Origin of the sequence: Halomonas sp. SpR8 (assembly GCF_031010195.1) — a bacterium.
Classification (GTDB): domain Bacteria; phylum Pseudomonadota; class Gammaproteobacteria; order Pseudomonadales; family Halomonadaceae; genus Vreelandella.
In genome coordinates this window covers 22,048-37,014 of sequence record NZ_JAUAMC010000011.1, presented here as the reverse complement: position 1 = coordinate 37,014, position 14,967 = coordinate 22,048, and the positions used below count along the sequence as shown (strand labels likewise).

Sequence of the window (14,967 nt, the reverse complement as noted above, 5' to 3'; positions counted from 1 at the left end):
TCCTAAGGGCAGGTATCGCCCAGCAGTAGCTCCGTTTGCAGCAGCTGCTGGGCAAGGGGCACGCGGCCTAGAATCATCTGTGCCGCGATCCGCCCCTTACCCCCGCTATCCTGGCGTACCGTGGTTAAGCGCGGTGCGCGGTACTGCCCTTCGGCAATGCCATCAAACCCGGTAATGCGCAGTTCTTCCGGTACGCGAATACCGCGCTGCTCGGCGAGGGTTAGCGCCGTCAGCGCAATGCGGTCAGACATGCACAGCAGCAGGTCTGGCCGCTGTTCGATGGGCTGGTCGAGAATCTCGGCAATCACCGGCGAACACACTTCGAAGGTATTCTCCTCGATATTCCACAGCGGTACCTGCTCCGTATCCATCGCGCGCTCTTGAAGCGCGGCGTGAAACCCCTCCAGCCGAGCACGGCTGATCGTGCTGGTATGGGGCAGCAGGGTGTGTTCAGCCGTTACGCGGCCATTGCAGGCCTCTTTGGTTAAGCGCAGGTTGATGATTGCCGGACGTTTGGGCAAATGGCTCAATGCGTGCTGGGCGATTTTATAGCTGGCGGCGGTATCATCGATATGCACCGTTGGGCAGCCTTCAATATCAAAATCAACGGACACCAAATTACGCTGGGCGGGCAGTTCATCGAGCAGTTTGTTGTTGGGCATCAGCCCGTAAACAATAAAGCCATCGGCGATATTGGCCGATCCCGGCGGTTGGGAGGCGTGGCCGCGCCCCGGCAGTAGCAGCAGCGTGTGTCCATGGGCATCGAGAACTTCGGCAACCCCAGAAAGAAACTCGCTGGCCACGGCGTCATTCAAGCTGTAGGTAAGGCTTTCGGCAAGAATCACCGCAATAATCCGCGAGCGACCAGTACGCAGGCTGCGCGCTTTGGCGTCAGGGCCACTGTACCCCAGCCGTTTGGCCTGCTTGAGTATCCGTTCGCGCAGGGCTGGAGAGAGCTGATCCGGGCGGTTAAAGGCATTGGAAATCGTCGCCGTGGAGACGTTGAGTTCCTGCGCAAGATCCTTGAGTGTCATACGGCGCTGATCAGTCACAATGTGTCCTTAGCAGGCTATTTTTTAATAATTGAAGGCTTAGCTATTTAAAAGGCGCGTTAGATAAAATCGACCCGCTGGGTGCTGCCACTCCCCATGATAAGCGAAGGGGAGGTTAGGCACACACAGCGGGTCGGTAATGCGGGTATATCTTGGTTGTCTCGTGAGTTAAGCGGCCGCCTGCTGTTCCGCTAATTTCAGCGCCGTACCGTTGTCATCAAACAAGTGGACTTTTTCCCAATCCGCTGCCAGTGATACCTGCTGACCCTCCTTCCACTGGCTGGGTGCTTCGCTGCGGTGGATCAGTAGCGTATCGCCCTGTTTGGGCTCAAGGTAGACGTAAACCTCGTTGCCTAAATACTCGACGTTGACGATATCAAAGCAGTTGCTATCAGTGGGAGCAGCTAAGCATAGATGCTCTGGGCGAATGCCAAGCGTCAACGCTTCACCGCTTTGCCGTTGCTGGGCATCTTGGGGGAGGTCAAGTTCGCCAATCCCCGTGGCCCGTACGCGGCAGCCGCTGGCGTTGCCAGCGAGCAACTCTGCGGGCATAAAGTTCATGGTCGGTGAGCCCATAAACCCGGCAACAAATTTCGTCGCTGGACGCTGATAAAGCTCGTGGGGGCTACCGACCTGCTCAACGTAGCCGCCGTTCAGCACCACGATTTTGTCGGCCAGGGTCATGGCTTCCACTTGGTCGTGGGTGACGTAAATCATGGTTGAACCGAGACGATGATGCAGCCGAGCGATCTCGTTGCGCATTTGCACCCGCAGTGAGGCGTCCAGGTTGGAAAGCGGCTCATCAAATAGCAGGATGCGCGGTTCACGCGCCATGGCTCGACCCATGGCCACCCGCTGGCGCTGGCCGCCGGAAAGCGCCTTGGGCTTACGGTGCAAAAGCTCTTCAAGCTGCAAAATCTTGGCTGTGCTCATGACCCGCTCGTGCACCGTCTCTTTGGCGGTTTTGGCCAGTTTCAGGCCAAACGCCATGTTGTCGTAAACGGTCATGTGCGGGTAAAGCGCATAGGATTGAAACACCATGCCCACCCCGCGTTCCCGCGGTGGCAAGTCATTGACCACGGTGTCGTCCATGCGCAGGTCGCCATCGCTAATCGATTCCAAACCGGCGATCAGGCGCAAAAGGGTCGACTTGCCGCAGCCGGAGGGGCCTACGAACACCACAAACTCGCCGTCTCCAATATGTAGATCCACATCGTTAATAATGTGATCGCTGCCAAACACTTTGTTGATCTTGCTAAGCGTTACACTGGCCATGGGTGACTCCTTGCCGACCTCACTGCTTTGCTGGCGTTGGGTCGGTCTGTTGTTTTGTATGGTTAAGTATTATCGGCGACGCGCATAAAGGCCGCTTGGTATCCCGGTAGCGTCAGGCTGTCACCGTTGCGCTGGGGGGTAAAGCCGTGTCCCTGCAAATCGCTGTCTATCGTTAGCGGCAAGTTAACCGTCTGCGTTTCAGCGTTGAGGTTGAAAACGCACAGCAGCTTTTCAGCATCTTTTTGACGGGTAAAACCGAGCAGCGTTTCGCCCACATCGACCAGCGTTAAGTCGCCGTCGAACAGCGCGGGGTGCTGGCGACGGAAGGCCAGCATGCTGCGCAGCGTATTCAAGGTGGAGTTGGCATCATCCTGCTGGCGGCTTACCGCCAGGTCGCGATGGCTGACCTCCATGGGTAGCCAGGGCTCAACATTGGAGAAGCCGCCGTGTTCGCTGTCGTTCCAGGGCATTGGCGTGCGGCAACCGTCGCGACCTTTGAACTCCGGCCACAGCACTTTGCCGTAAGGGTCTTGGATGCGTTCAAAGGGGACGTCGGCTTCCGGCAGGCCCAGCTCTTCGCCTTGGTAAAGGCAGACGCTACCGCGTAGCGAGCAGAGCATGGCCAGCGCCACTTTAGGGTAGGCGGTAGGGTGTTCACCTGCGCCCCAGCGGGTGGCGCTGCGTACCACATCGTGATTTGAGGTTGCCCAGCAGGGCCAGGCATCACCCGCCAGACGCTGAAAGCGCTCCAGCACTTCATGAATATAGCGTGCCGAGTGGGGCATGTTGAGCAGGTCGAAGGTGTACGCCATATGCAGCTTGTCGCCACCGGCGGTGTACTCGGCCATACGCTCAAGCGGGTTATCGTCGCCGATTTCACCCACGGTCGTGGTGCCGGGATATTCATCCATCAGTGCGCGCAGGTCTTTCAGGAAGTCGAGGTTCTCCGGACGGCTAAGGTCATATACATGGCGCTGCCAAGTATAGGGATTGCTATCGGGTGCGCCCAAGGTTTTGGCTTCGCCTTTGGGAACCGGCGGGTTGTCGCGCAGTTCGGCGTCGTGGAAGTAGAAGTTGACCGTATCCAAGCGGAAACCGTCCACGCCCAGATCCAGCCAGAAGCGCATATTATCCAACTGCGCCTGACGTGCTTCCGGGTTATGGAAGTTGACGTCCGGCTGGCTGGTGAGAAAGTTATGCATATAGTACTGCTGGCGCCGTGAATCAAACGTCCATGCCGGACCGCCAAAAATCGACAGCCAGTTGTTGGGTGGCGTGCCGTCCGGCTTGGGGTCTGCCCATACAAACCAGTCCGCTTTTGGATTGGTGCGATCCTGGCGGCTTTCCTGAAACCAAGCGTGCTGATCCGATGTATGGCTAATCACCTGGTCGATCATCACCTTCAGCCCCAGCGAGTGGGCCTTTTTCAGCAGTGCTTTAAAGTCCTCCAGGGTGCCGAACATGGGGTCAACATCGCAGTAGTCGCTAATGTCGTAGCCAAAATCGAGCATTGGCGAGGTGAAAAATGGCGATAGCCAGATACCGTCCACGTTCAGAGACGCCACGTAATCGAGTTTTTCAGTGATGCCTTTAAGGTCGCCAATACCATCGCCGTGGCTATCCATAAAGCTGCGCGGGTAAATCTGGTAGATAACGCCGCCGCGCCACCAAAGAGTGTTGTCTTGCATCTTGAAATCCATTGTTGACATAAAAATCCTTAGCCTTTAACGGCACCGGCGGTAAGGCCTGACACAATGCGGCGCTGGAAGATAATCACTAATACGACCAGCGGCACCGTGACCACCACAGAAGCGGCCATAATTGGCCCCCAGGGCAGTTCGTAGGCGCTGCCGCCTGACAGCAGCGCGATGGCGACGGGTACCGTGCGCTGGGTGTCGGTGAGTGTGAAGGTGAGGGCAAACAGAAACTCGTTCCAAGCGGCGATAAATGCCAGCAATCCTGTGGTCGCCATGGCAGGCCACATGAGCGGCAGAAACACTTTTGTGATCGTCACCCAGGGCGTGGCGCCGTCCATAATGGCGGCCTCTTCCAGCTCCATGGGTAGCTGCTTCATAAAGGTGGTCAATACCCACACGGTGAAGGGCAGGGTGAAGATGGTGTAGCTGAGAATCAGCCCGGCGGGGTTGTTATAGAGATTGAGTGCACGGATCACCTCAAACAGCCCAGAGAGCACCGCCACCTGGGGAAACATCGAGACGCCCAGAATCACCAGCAGCACCGTAGAGCGCCCGCGAAAGCGCACGCGGCCCAGGGCGTATGAAGCGGTAATGCCGAGCAGTAGAGCGATGAACACCACGCTAACCGCCACGATGATGGAGTTGAAAATAGCGCGCAGAAAGCTGGTCTGGGTGAAGACGCTGATGTAGTTATCGAAGTTCCAGTTCGACGGCCACAGCTCAACCCGGAACAGGTCGCTCGACGGTTTTAATGAGGTGACCACCGCGTAGTAGAACGGGAAAACGGCATACACCATGATCAGCACAATCAGCGCCCAAAACCCGACGCGCTTGGCTACTTTGGCCAACTGACGCGTGTTCATTAGTCACCTCCTAATTGGATTTGTTTACGCCCAACGTAGAGATAAGCCACGGTGGCCAGAGCAATAATTAAGAACAGCAGGGTAGAGGCAGCGCTGCCGTAACCGACATCCTGGAATTCGACCAACTGCTGGCGGGCGTATACCGACATCGACATGGTGCTGGTGGAATTAGAAGTCAGTACGTAAATCACATCGAAAACACGTAGCGCATCCAGCAAACGGAAAATCACCGCCACCATGAGCGCCGGGGTAATCAACGGCAGGGTGACCTTGAAGAACACCCGAATCGGGTGAATACCGTCTACTTCAGCGGCCTCGTAGCAATCCTTGGGCAGCATTTGCAGGGCAGCAAGCACCAGCAATGCCACGAAGGGGATGGTTTTCCACACATCGACCATAATCACCGCCCACATGGAGTAGGTGGCGTTGGCGGTCCAGGCGATGGGAGCATCAATCACCCCAAGACCCATCAGCATATAGTTGATAATGCCGAACTGGTCGTTGAGCATCCACGCCCACATTTGCGCAGAAACGATGGTGGGAATTGCCCAGGGAATCAGTACCGCAGCGCGAACGATTACGCGGCCCTTAAACTCGGCGTTCAAGATCAGCGCGACAATCACCCCGAATACCACTTCCAGGGATACCGACACCACCGAGAAGTAAACGGTGTTCCATACCGACTGCCACCACACCGAGTCGGCTAGTACCCCATACCAGCGGCCATCGTCATAGACGAGGTAATTCTCAAAGCCAATCAGATTGGCAGCGCTTAAGTCTGACAGTGACGCATCGGTGAAGCTGAGAAAAAAGGTGCGCACCAGCGGCCAACCAGCCACTAGAGTTAACGCAATCAGCATTGGGGCTAAAAACAACCAGGCGGCTTTCACCCGCTGACGGCGAACCTTAGTGCCTCGGCGATGCTTGGTAGTCAAAGGACGCGCCCCGGCGGGCGCGTCATCATGCTTGATGGAGGTCGACATGGAGGGTCTCCAGGGTTACCAGTTGCGACGCTTTAGGCGAGCCAATTCGTCTTCAAGGTCAGCGACCGCTTGAGTGCCATCTTTAGTGCCAGAAAGCACATCATGGGAGGTGCTGAAGAAGGCGTTACTCACCCGGCCATAGGCATCGCCGGTGGGCGCGGAGGGCCGTGCAACAGCGTTAACGAAGGTTTCGTAAAGCGTGCCAAAGAAGGGCACCGCCTCTAGCACTTCGTCGTCCTGGTAAAGCGCATCGATAGTGGGGTTGTAAGAGGCTTGAATGGCACGACGCTTCTGCTCTTCTTCCCCTGTCAGGAAAGCAACCAGATCGGCGGCTAACTCAGAGTGTTCGCTGTAGCGCGACACGGCCAAGTTCCAGCCGCCCAAACCAGCGGCACTTTTGCCGTTTTCACCACCTGCGGGCAGTTGGGTTACCCCCACTTTGCCGCGAACGTCACTATTCTCGCTCTGCGCGAGCGACCAAGCGTAGGGCCAGTTGCGCATAAACACCGCGCCGCCGCTCTGGAACACGCCGCGCGCTTCCTCTTCGGTGTAATTAAGTACGCCGTTGGGCGAGATATCGCCAATCCAGGAGGCGGCAAGATCAAGTGCCTCGGCAGCGTGTTCGTTGTTAATGCTAATTTCGCCATCAGTTTCCACGACGTTGCCGCCGCCAAAGCTGGCCACCCACTCAAGGGCATTAACGGTCAAACCCTCGTAAGCACGTCCCTGGAAGACATACCCCTGCATACTGTCATTGCCCTCAGCGCGTTCGGCGTCCTTAATCTCGCGGGCAATGTCGGTGAGTTCTTGCCAGGTCTTTGGCACTTCATGGCCATATTTCTCCAGCAGGTCTTCTCGGTAGTAAAGCACGCCCGCATCGGTAAACCACGGCATGGCGACTAGTCGGCCGTCGATGGTGTTATTGGTCACGATGGTATCAAAGTGCCCAGCGGCGACATCGTCGCCAAGCACCTCGCGTAGATCCAGCAGGTGGTTGGCGAGTAGGCCGGGCCACACCACGTCGATCTGCATCACATCGATATCGCTGGAATTAGCCGACAGGATCTGCTGATAAAGTGAAAGGCGCTCGGTGGAGGAGTTGGGCGTTGAAACCACATCGACGCTATGTCCGGTTTTCTCCTCCCAGGCGGCGACGCCCTCCTGGCAAAGCGTTAGCTCCGCGCCTACCGCACCGCAAGAAATGGTGAGCTCTTCAGCCTGGGCTTGGCTTGTCGCGCTCAGCGTGCTGGCCACGGCGATAGCGGTAGTGATTAAAGTCTTTTTCATAACGGCGTACCTCGACGTTTATTGTTGTGGATGATGGTTGTAGATGGTTGTTGTGGACGGTGTTGCATCAAAAACAGCGTTAAACAATTTAAAGTGCGCTCAATCGCTCTCTTAACTCTTATCTTAATCGATTAAGATAGTGTCGCTCAGTTAGCCGCTTCGGCTGAAAAAGTGCAATAGAGACTTTTGTCTAACGGCATTATTCAGTTTTCACTAAATAAAATAGTTCCTTAGACATTAGTCGCTAATTAGCAACTAGCCGTTGGCAATAAGTGACTTAATCGATTAAGTTCTGGTTGTCTTTCCTTAAGCACCGTGGCGTTTAATGACCGCCGCTACCCCCACTGGGCGAAATGTACAAGGGAAGTGTTATCGATATGATCTTAATCGATTTAGACACAAGCTCTTAAAGATAGCTGCGTTAAAACAGCCGCTTATCAATAACAATAGGGTACTCAAAACAATGCATAAAATGACATTCAAAACGCCGTTAGCGATTGCGATTGCCGCCGCCAGCTTAGGGATTAGTGGTGTTGCTTCGGCACAAATGACCATGGAACAACGCTTTGCCGAACTGGAAGCCCGCATTGAAGCAGCGGAACAGCGCGCTGAAGCCGCCGAGCGACGTGCCGAGATTGCCGAGCGATCACAGTCGACCGCCGTGGCTACAGAGAGCGACGCGGAGATTGAAGAGCGCCTGGCGCGAGTGGAGCGTTACGCTGATGGCGAAGAGGGATTCTCGTTTAACGTTTACGCCCGCTCAGGTTTGCTGATTGGTGAAGATGGTAAAAGCGAGAACGCCGGGCCTTATTTGACTCCCGCCGGTGGCGAGGGCGGCGCCGTTGGTCGTTTAGGCAATGAGCCCGATACCTACGCCGAAGCGATTTTCAACTACCGCATGCAGTTCGATAACGGCGCCAAAGCGCTTTACCGCACCATGATTGCTGACGGCACGACCTCGAGCAATGACTGGACCGGCGGTGAATCGGACATCAATGTGCGTCAGGTGTTTGCTGAATTCAGCGATCTTCCCAGCTTTACCGGCGCCTTTGAAAATGCCTCGATCTGGGCCGGTAAGCGTTTTGACCGCGATAACTTTGATATCCATTGGCTCGACAGCGATGTGGTCTTCCTGGCGGGTACCGGTGGCGGTATCTACGACATGCAGTTGGCCGACAACTGGAAGTCCAACCTGTCGATTTATGGCCGCAGCTTTTCCGACTACCCCATCGTCGATAGAGAAAACCCTGGCCTAGAGGGCGACACCGACAACCTGATTCTGACCTCTAACAACTACTTCGGTAACTGGCAGTGGATGGTCAACGGTATGTCCGCTGCAGATAACGACGAGCGCGATATTGATGTCGGCCAGACCGCGGCCGATACCGGTTTCCATACCATGATTGCTTATCACGGCGACAGCTTCTTCGGTATGGGCGAGGGCAACTTCAAAGCGGCTGTGTTGCATGGTCAGGGATTAGGCGCCGAGACCAAAAGTATTGGTTCACGGGGTGATCTAACCGATGATGCCACCGCCACGCGCCTAGCGCTCTACGGCACTACTTATATTGCCCCGCAGTGGCGCGTTGCCCCCTCTATTCTGGCTGAAACCAGCGAAGACCGTTATGTCCAGGGCGATAAGTACAACTGGGCAGGGCTTAACGTACGCTTAGCCAACGAGCTAACGCAGAACTTTGAAATGCAGTACGAAGCTGGCTATCAGTGGATGGATCTCGATCCCCAGGGATACAGTGGTCGTAACGCCGTGGATGGTGGCTTCAGCAAGTTCACTATTGCGCCTACCTTCAAGCCGGAAGTTGGTGGCTTCTGGCAGCGGCCTGAGATTCGACTATTCACTACTTTCAGCGACTGGGATGATGACCTCAACAACTACGGTGCCAGCGCACTGGGCAACGAAGGCTTTACCGGCGGCCAGTGGACCTTCGGCGTTCAGACCGAAGTGTGGTTCTAACCGATGCGAGTTGCTTGATTTAACTGTTTCTTCTCCAATGCACTTTGCCCGCGATCCGTCGCGGGCTTTTTTGTAGCGCTTTAATCACATTGGTGTACGGTTAGCAGGGCTGCCCAGGAGAGAGCTTATGTCACTTCTACACGAGAAACTAAAAGCACCGCTACTGCTGCTTAGCGTGGTAGCCAGGCCGCGCCTAAATGACCATTTTGGTTTAAATGAACATGTTCGCTTACTGATGGTGCAGGCCCCTTCGGGGTATGGCAAAACCACGCTGCTGGCCGAGCGGCTACCGGCGCTGGAGCAGGAAGCCGCTTGGCTACGTTTGGATCAGCGAGATAATCAGCCTGCGCGATTTTTAGCCTATTGGCAGGCAGCACTCAATTCACTGTTGGATGAAAAAGCGCCGCTGTCACCGGTGGCCGAAGAGGCCGACTGCGTTGAGCAGTTAGAGCGCTGGCTTGGCGAGTTACCCGAGCAGCGAACCCCATGCCGGTTGGTGGTGGATGAATTTGAACACCTCACGCATCCCGATATTTTAGCCGGGCTGGCCCACTGGCTACGCCATCAGCCGCCCTGGCTAACCTTGACCCTGGCTAGCCGTTCGCGACCAGCTCTGGGGTTGGCAAGCCTGCGACTAAGAGGCGAGCTTGAAGAGATCGACCTTAGCGGCCTGGCCTTTGATAGTGAAGAGGCGCAAACCCTTTGCGCAGAGCAGCTCAGCTTTCCACCCACACGAGTAAGCCTGGAGCGCGCGCTACGCAGAAGCGGTGGCTGGGTAATGGCGCTGAGCTGGCTGGTAGAGCGCACCACCACTAGGGCAGGCTTTGACGCTATGGTTGATCGGTTAAGTGGCGCTCACCCCGACTTTGTCGCCTGGTTTGACGAACTGCTCTCTGCAGCACTGCCTTTGGAAGAGCGCGAGCTGATGTTGCAACTTGGGGTGCTGGAGCGTTTTTCTCCTGAACTAATGGCGCGCTTGCTAGAAGGCGAGCGGCTAACACAGCGCTTGGAGGCCTTTGAACAGACGGGACTATTTATTGAACGGCCTGATCCCCACGCCCAATGGTACCGCTTCCAACGGCTGTTTGGTGAGTATCTACGCCACCGCCGTCATGAGCTAAGCCTTGCCACCCAGCGCACGCTCCACCGGCGTGCCAGCCAAGCGTGGCTAGCCTTGAACGATCCGGTGATGGCACTGCGCCAGGCAATTCTTGCCGAAGCCCCTGAAGACGTGGCCAGTCTACTGACCGCAGAAGGGCCAGCCCTATTGGCAAGCGGTGCCTACGCACTGTTGGCCAAGGGCTTTGCTCTGCTCGGTGAGCCGCGACTCACCACCAGCCCAGAGCTTGCACTGCTGTATGGGTGGGTCTCCCATGCTCAGTTTCAGTTTGATATTACCGCCCGGGTGATTGGCTGGATTGAAGCGCAACTAAATACGCCAGAGTGGCAGCGGCTTAGCGCTGAATTTGCCACCCTGCGCGCGCAGTTGGCGATTAATCAGGGCAATGCCGAGCGTGCCGCACCGCTGGCTGAGCAGGCGCTGGCCGTGCCTGCCCGCTATTTAGCCTCAACGCCGCTCACCGCAACCGCCATATTGAGTGAGGCGCGCTTTGTGCAGGGGTATTTAGACGAATCGCTGCAGCGAGTTCGCGAAGTAGAACATCAGTCCCGCCAGCGTGAAGACCACCAACTGCTGCTATGGTCGCTTTGTCATCAATCCGAAGTGCTGGTTGCCCAAGGACGCCTCCAGGCCGCCTACGATATCCAAGAGCGAGCCTTTGCCCACGTGGAGCGAGCTGAGCTTGAGCATCTGCCCGTGGCAGAATTTCTCTACCGCATTCGCAGCCAGGTGCTGTGGGAGTGGCACCGATTGGATGAAGCTGAACAGGCGGCCTTGAAAGGTATCGCCGTACTGGATAATCAGGGTGAACGCTGGACGCTGCAGTGTCATATTCAACTGGCAAAAGTTGCCCAAAGCCGTGGTGACCAAGCTCAGTGCGCCGACCATATTCGTCGGTTGCGTAAAATTCTTGCCGAAGGGGATTACCACATCGACTGGGTGGCGAACGCCCACGCTACGCTACTGGCTTGGTGGCACTCGACCCATGATATGGATGCCGTAGTACGCTGGCGTCAGGAAGCCCCGGCGCCGCTCATCGACAGTGCCACCAACCACTTTTCCCAGTGCAATGTGCGTAACCACGCCCGGGCGCTTACGCTGTTGGGAGACTACGGCGCAGCCCACACGCTATTGGAAGCCCTTGAAGCGCATACCCAGCGCCTGGGGCTGGTGACTGATGCCAACCGCAACCAACTCTGTCTGTCGGCGGTGGCCTGGCATCAAGGCCAGTTAGAGCAAGCCAGCCAGCACATGCAGCAGGCGCTTCGCTTAGCTTCTCGCACCGCGCTGGTCGGCAGCTTTTTACGCCTAGGCAACCCCCTTCGTGAACTGCTTGCCAGATTAATCGCCAACGGCACGCTGGCTGCTTTAGAGCAGGCAAGAGCAGAGCGGTTGCTAACGCTTGCTGGTCGACAAAAGGACTTTGGCAGTGCCCGACGCTTAATGCTGGATGAAACGGTGATCGCCGATATTGTCGCGAGGCCGGATGTGCCCGAGCTAATCCGCACGTCGCCGCTGACTCGCCGGGAGTGGCAAATCCTCGGCCTTATTCATGCCGGTCTTTCCAATGAGCAGATTGCCGAGCAGCTATCGGTGGCGCCCACCACCATCAAAACCCATATCCGTAGTCTTTACCAAAAGCAGAATATTCGCCGCCGGGATGAAGCGATTGCTCTGGCCGGGCAGCTCTTGGCACATATACAAGGGGAGTGATGGTGTTGTCACTTTTCCTTTTACACCTACTCCTCGCGTCTACGCCTAACACCACCCCTGGGGGAGGATTTTATCTAGCGGTGTAGCCTGCATCATGCCAGCTATCGGTAATAACTCAGTCGTTTAAAAAACCGTCGGCAAAAACAAGGATAAGGACTCACCATGATGCAGACACCTTCTACTTCTCACTACGTTGGCAGCCAGGGAGCCGACTGGTGGCGAGGGGCCGTGATTTACCAAATTTACCCGCGCAGCTTTATGGATAGCAATGGCGACGGTATTGGCGATTTAAAAGGAGTCATCGACAAGCTCGACTATGTCGCCTCGCTTAACGTCGATGCTATTTGGCTCTCGCCGTTTTTTACCTCGCCGATGAAAGACTTTGGCTACGACATCAGCAACTACCGCGATGTTGATCCGATGTTTGGCACGCTGGAAGACTTTGACCGACTAGTGGAAGCCGCCCATGCCAGGGGATTGAAGGTGACGATTGATCAGGTGATGTCCCACACCTCCGACCAGCACGCCTGGTTTGAAGAGAGCCGCCAAAGCCGCGATAACTCTAAGGCTGACTGGTACGTATGGGCCGACCCCAAACCCGATGGCGCGCCACCCACTAACTGGCAGTCGGTATTTGGCGGCAGCGCCTGGCAGTGGGACACCCGCCGCTGCCAGTATTACCTGCATAACTTTCTGGTCAGCCAGCCGGATCTTAACTTCCGCACCCCAGCGGTGGTGGATGCCATGCTGGAGGAAGTGCGCTTCTGGCTAGAGCGTGGCGTAGACGGCTTTCGGCTGGATGCGGTGAACTTCTGCACCCACGGCGAGCTAAAGGATAACCCGCCGCGTCAGGAGATCACCGAAAGCTTTTTAGGGGTACGCCCCGACAATCCCTACGGTTACCAGCTCCACCAGTACGACAAAACCCAGCCGGAAAATCTCGTTTTTCTGGAGCGGCTGCGCGCCCTGCTGGATGAGTACCCCGGCACTACCAGCGTGGGCGAAGTCGGCGACGACGACGCGCTGGGCGTGATGGCGGAGTACTCCCAGGGCGGCAAGCGGCTGCACATGTGCTACTCATTCAACCTGCTGACCGATAAAGCCGACCCCAGTTATCTGCATGAAACGCTGACCGAAATGGAAGCGCGTATTGGCGATGGCTGGCCCTGCTGGGCGCTGGGCAATCACGATGTCACCCGGCTGGCGACCCGCTGGCAGGCGGAAGGGCAGTTGGATAAGCTGCGCCTGTATATGGTGTTTTTGCTAAGCCAGCGGGGTAGCGTATGCCTTTATCAAGGTGAAGAGCTAGGCCTGCCCGAAGCTGAACTGGCGTTCAATCAATTGGTGGACCCTGCGGGTATTACCTTCTGGCCTGCCTATAAAGGTCGTGATGGCTGCCGCACCCCGCATCCTTGGCAGGCGGATGCTCGCCATGCAGGCTTCAGCAGCGCCACGCCATGGCTGCCGGTGCCTGAAGCCCATGCAAGCCTTGCGGTTGATCAACAGGATGATGATGTTGATTCGCTGCTTAATGCTTACCGTGAGTTTTTAGCCTTCCGCCGCACCCAGCCTGCGCTGGTAAAAGGCGATGTGCTCTACCACCCAGTACGTGATGAGGTGCTTTGCCTGGAGCGCACTTACCAACAAACGCGCTTACTGATTGCACTCAATTTTAGCGGCCAAACGGTTACCCGCGCAGCACCTGAGGGCGCTGAAGCCATCGCCGGTGCTCCCACGTTGCTTAACGGTGAGTGGTCGGAGGGTGCGCTGACGCTACCTCAACTGTCCCTTCCGCCCTATGGCGTGGCGATTGCCCGTTGCCCGCAAACCCAGGAGAACGCGCCATGGGACGTTTAACCCTAAGCGGTATTGGTAAATCCTTTGACGGCGTGGAAATCTCCCGGGATATCGATCTCACCATCGAAGACGGCGAGTTTGTGGTGTTTGTCGGGCCTTCCGGCTGCGGTAAATCCACATTGTTGCGCATGATTGCGGGCTTGGAGGATATTACCGAAGGGGATATGCAACTGGATGGCCAGCGGATCAACGAGATTCCGCCCCAGGAGCGGGACATCGGCATGGTGTTCCAATCTTACGCGCTCTACCCGCATATGAGCGTGGCAGAGAACATGGCGTTTGGCCTGAAGCTGGCGCGGACTGACAAGGCGGAGATTCGCCGCCGTGTGCAGCACGCCGCTGAGATGCTGCACCTCACCGAGCTCCTGGAGCGTAAACCCAAAGACCTCTCGGGTGGCCAGCGCCAGCGGGTAGCCATTGGCCGCACCCTGGTAAAAGAGCCGGCGGTGTTTCTATTTGATGAACCACTCTCCAATCTGGATGCCGCGCTGCGGGTAGATATGCGGGTGCAGATCGCCGCGCTGCATAAGCGCTTGAACGCCACCATGATCTACGTAACCCATGACCAAGTGGAGGCGATGACCTTAGCCGACCGCATTGTGCTGCTTTCCAAGGGTCGTATTGCCCAGGTGGGTGCGCCGCTGTCGCTGTATCACTTTCCCCAAACCTTAGAGGTGGCTGAGTTTATCGGCTCACCGCGGATTAATACCTTCCCAGTGACGGTAGTAGACCCTGGCGAGCGCCAAACGGTGGTGCGCCTGGATAGTGGCGACACCCTGGCAGTGGCGGTTAATGGCCAACATCTTCACTCAGGCGAGCGCGTCACACTGGGATTGCGAGCAGAAGACTTTGTCGCCCCCGAGCTAGCCGAAGCCACGCTAGGCGCTACCTTGATGGTGGCAGAAAAGCTGGGCTACGAGACCCTTGCCCATTGGCAGGTGGTAGGTGTCGACACTCCCTTAACCCAGCGCCTGGATGGCTTAACGCAACTAATCGAAGGTCAAACGGTCGCTCTGGGCTTAGCGGGCCAGCACTGTCATCTTTTTGATCAGCAGGGCAATGCCTGCCCGCGTCAAGTCACGATAGATGGGGTTAGCCGATGATTTTATAATTTTTAAAAGTTTTTATAAAAGAGTGCATCCAAAACG

At 56.6% G+C, this 14,967-nt stretch carries 10 protein-coding genes; 4 read left to right on the top strand and 6 right to left on the bottom strand.

The window, feature by feature from the left end:
* Positions 1-2 precede the first annotated feature (2 nt).
* From QT230_RS18345 to QT230_RS18320, 6 genes are all read right to left on the bottom strand, one after another.
* On the bottom strand, positions 3-1,052 hold the full coding sequence (locus QT230_RS18345) for a LacI family DNA-binding transcriptional regulator (RefSeq protein WP_308323603.1): 1,050 nt from the start codon (positions 1,050-1,052) through the stop codon (positions 3-5).
* Positions 1,053-1,220: 168 nt separating this feature from the next.
* Positions 1,221-2,327, bottom strand: coding sequence for a sn-glycerol-3-phosphate ABC transporter ATP-binding protein UgpC (locus QT230_RS18340; protein ID WP_308323602.1), 1,107 nt, complete (start codon positions 2,325-2,327; stop codon positions 1,221-1,223).
* A gap of 62 nt (positions 2,328-2,389) precedes the next feature.
* On the bottom strand, positions 2,390-4,015 hold the full coding sequence (locus QT230_RS18335) for an alpha glucosidase (RefSeq protein ID WP_308323601.1): 1,626 nt from the start codon (positions 4,013-4,015) through the stop codon (positions 2,390-2,392).
* A gap of 29 nt (positions 4,016-4,044) precedes the next feature.
* Entirely contained in the window at positions 4,045-4,887 is an 843-nt protein-coding gene (locus tag QT230_RS18330) for a carbohydrate ABC transporter permease (RefSeq protein ID WP_064233275.1), read from the bottom strand.
* On the bottom strand, positions 4,887-5,870 hold the full coding sequence (locus tag QT230_RS18325; protein WP_308323600.1) for a sugar ABC transporter permease: 984 nt from the start codon (positions 5,868-5,870) through the stop codon (positions 4,887-4,889). The genes QT230_RS18330 and QT230_RS18325 overlap by 1 nt, the downstream gene beginning before the upstream one ends.
* A 15-nt stretch (positions 5,871-5,885) precedes the next feature.
* Complete coding sequence (locus tag QT230_RS18320) at positions 5,886-7,157, bottom strand: ABC transporter substrate-binding protein (RefSeq protein WP_308323599.1); 1,272 nt, start codon at positions 7,155-7,157, stop codon at positions 5,886-5,888.
* Positions 7,158-7,620: 463 nt separating this feature from the next.
* On the opposite strand from QT230_RS18320, the gene QT230_RS18315 reads away from it, so the two are divergent.
* The 4 genes from QT230_RS18315 (at position 7,621) to ugpC (ending at position 14,922) form a co-directional block, all read left to right on the top strand.
* Complete coding sequence (locus QT230_RS18315) at positions 7,621-9,129, top strand: carbohydrate porin (RefSeq protein WP_308323598.1); 1,509 nt, start codon at positions 7,621-7,623, stop codon at positions 9,127-9,129.
* Positions 9,130-9,256: 127 nt separating this feature from the next.
* Positions 9,257-11,962, top strand: coding sequence for an HTH-type transcriptional regulator MalT (malT, locus tag QT230_RS18310; RefSeq protein ID WP_308323597.1), 2,706 nt, complete (start codon positions 9,257-9,259; stop codon positions 11,960-11,962).
* A 162-nt stretch (positions 11,963-12,124) separates the two neighbouring features.
* Positions 12,125-13,819, top strand: a complete 1,695-nt coding sequence (locus QT230_RS18305) for an alpha-amylase family glycosyl hydrolase (RefSeq protein WP_308323596.1) — start codon at positions 12,125-12,127, stop codon at positions 13,817-13,819.
* Positions 13,807-14,922, top strand: a complete 1,116-nt coding sequence (gene ugpC, locus QT230_RS18300; protein WP_308323595.1) for a sn-glycerol-3-phosphate ABC transporter ATP-binding protein UgpC — start codon at positions 13,807-13,809, stop codon at positions 14,920-14,922. The genes QT230_RS18305 and ugpC overlap by 13 nt, the downstream gene beginning before the upstream one ends.
* The last annotated feature ends 45 nt before the right edge of the window (positions 14,923-14,967 follow it).

Coding starts and splice junctions, on each gene's coding strand:
- QT230_RS18340 (WP_308323602.1), bottom strand. CDS start 2,327: ATGGCCAGTGTAACGCTTAGCAAGATCAACAAAGTGTTTGGCAGCGAT.
- QT230_RS18335 (WP_308323601.1), bottom strand. CDS start 4,015: ATGCAAGACAACACTCTTTGGTGGCGCGGCGGCGTTATCTACCAGATT.
- QT230_RS18330 (WP_064233275.1), bottom strand. CDS start 4,887: ATGAACACGCGTCAGTTGGCCAAAGTAGCCAAGCGCGTCGGGTTTTGG.
- QT230_RS18325 (WP_308323600.1), bottom strand. CDS start 5,870: ATGTCGACCTCCATCAAGCATGATGACGCGCCCGCCGGGGCGCGTCCT.
- QT230_RS18320 (WP_308323599.1), bottom strand. CDS start 7,157: ATGAAAAAGACTTTAATCACTACCGCTATCGCCGTGGCCAGCACGCTG.
- QT230_RS18315 (WP_308323598.1), top strand. CDS start 7,621: ATGCATAAAATGACATTCAAAACGCCGTTAGCGATTGCGATTGCCGCC.
- malT (WP_308323597.1), top strand. CDS start 9,257: ATGTCACTTCTACACGAGAAACTAAAAGCACCGCTACTGCTGCTTAGC.
- QT230_RS18305 (WP_308323596.1), top strand. CDS start 12,125: ATGATGCAGACACCTTCTACTTCTCACTACGTTGGCAGCCAGGGAGCC.
- ugpC (WP_308323595.1), top strand. CDS start 13,807: ATGGGACGTTTAACCCTAAGCGGTATTGGTAAATCCTTTGACGGCGTG.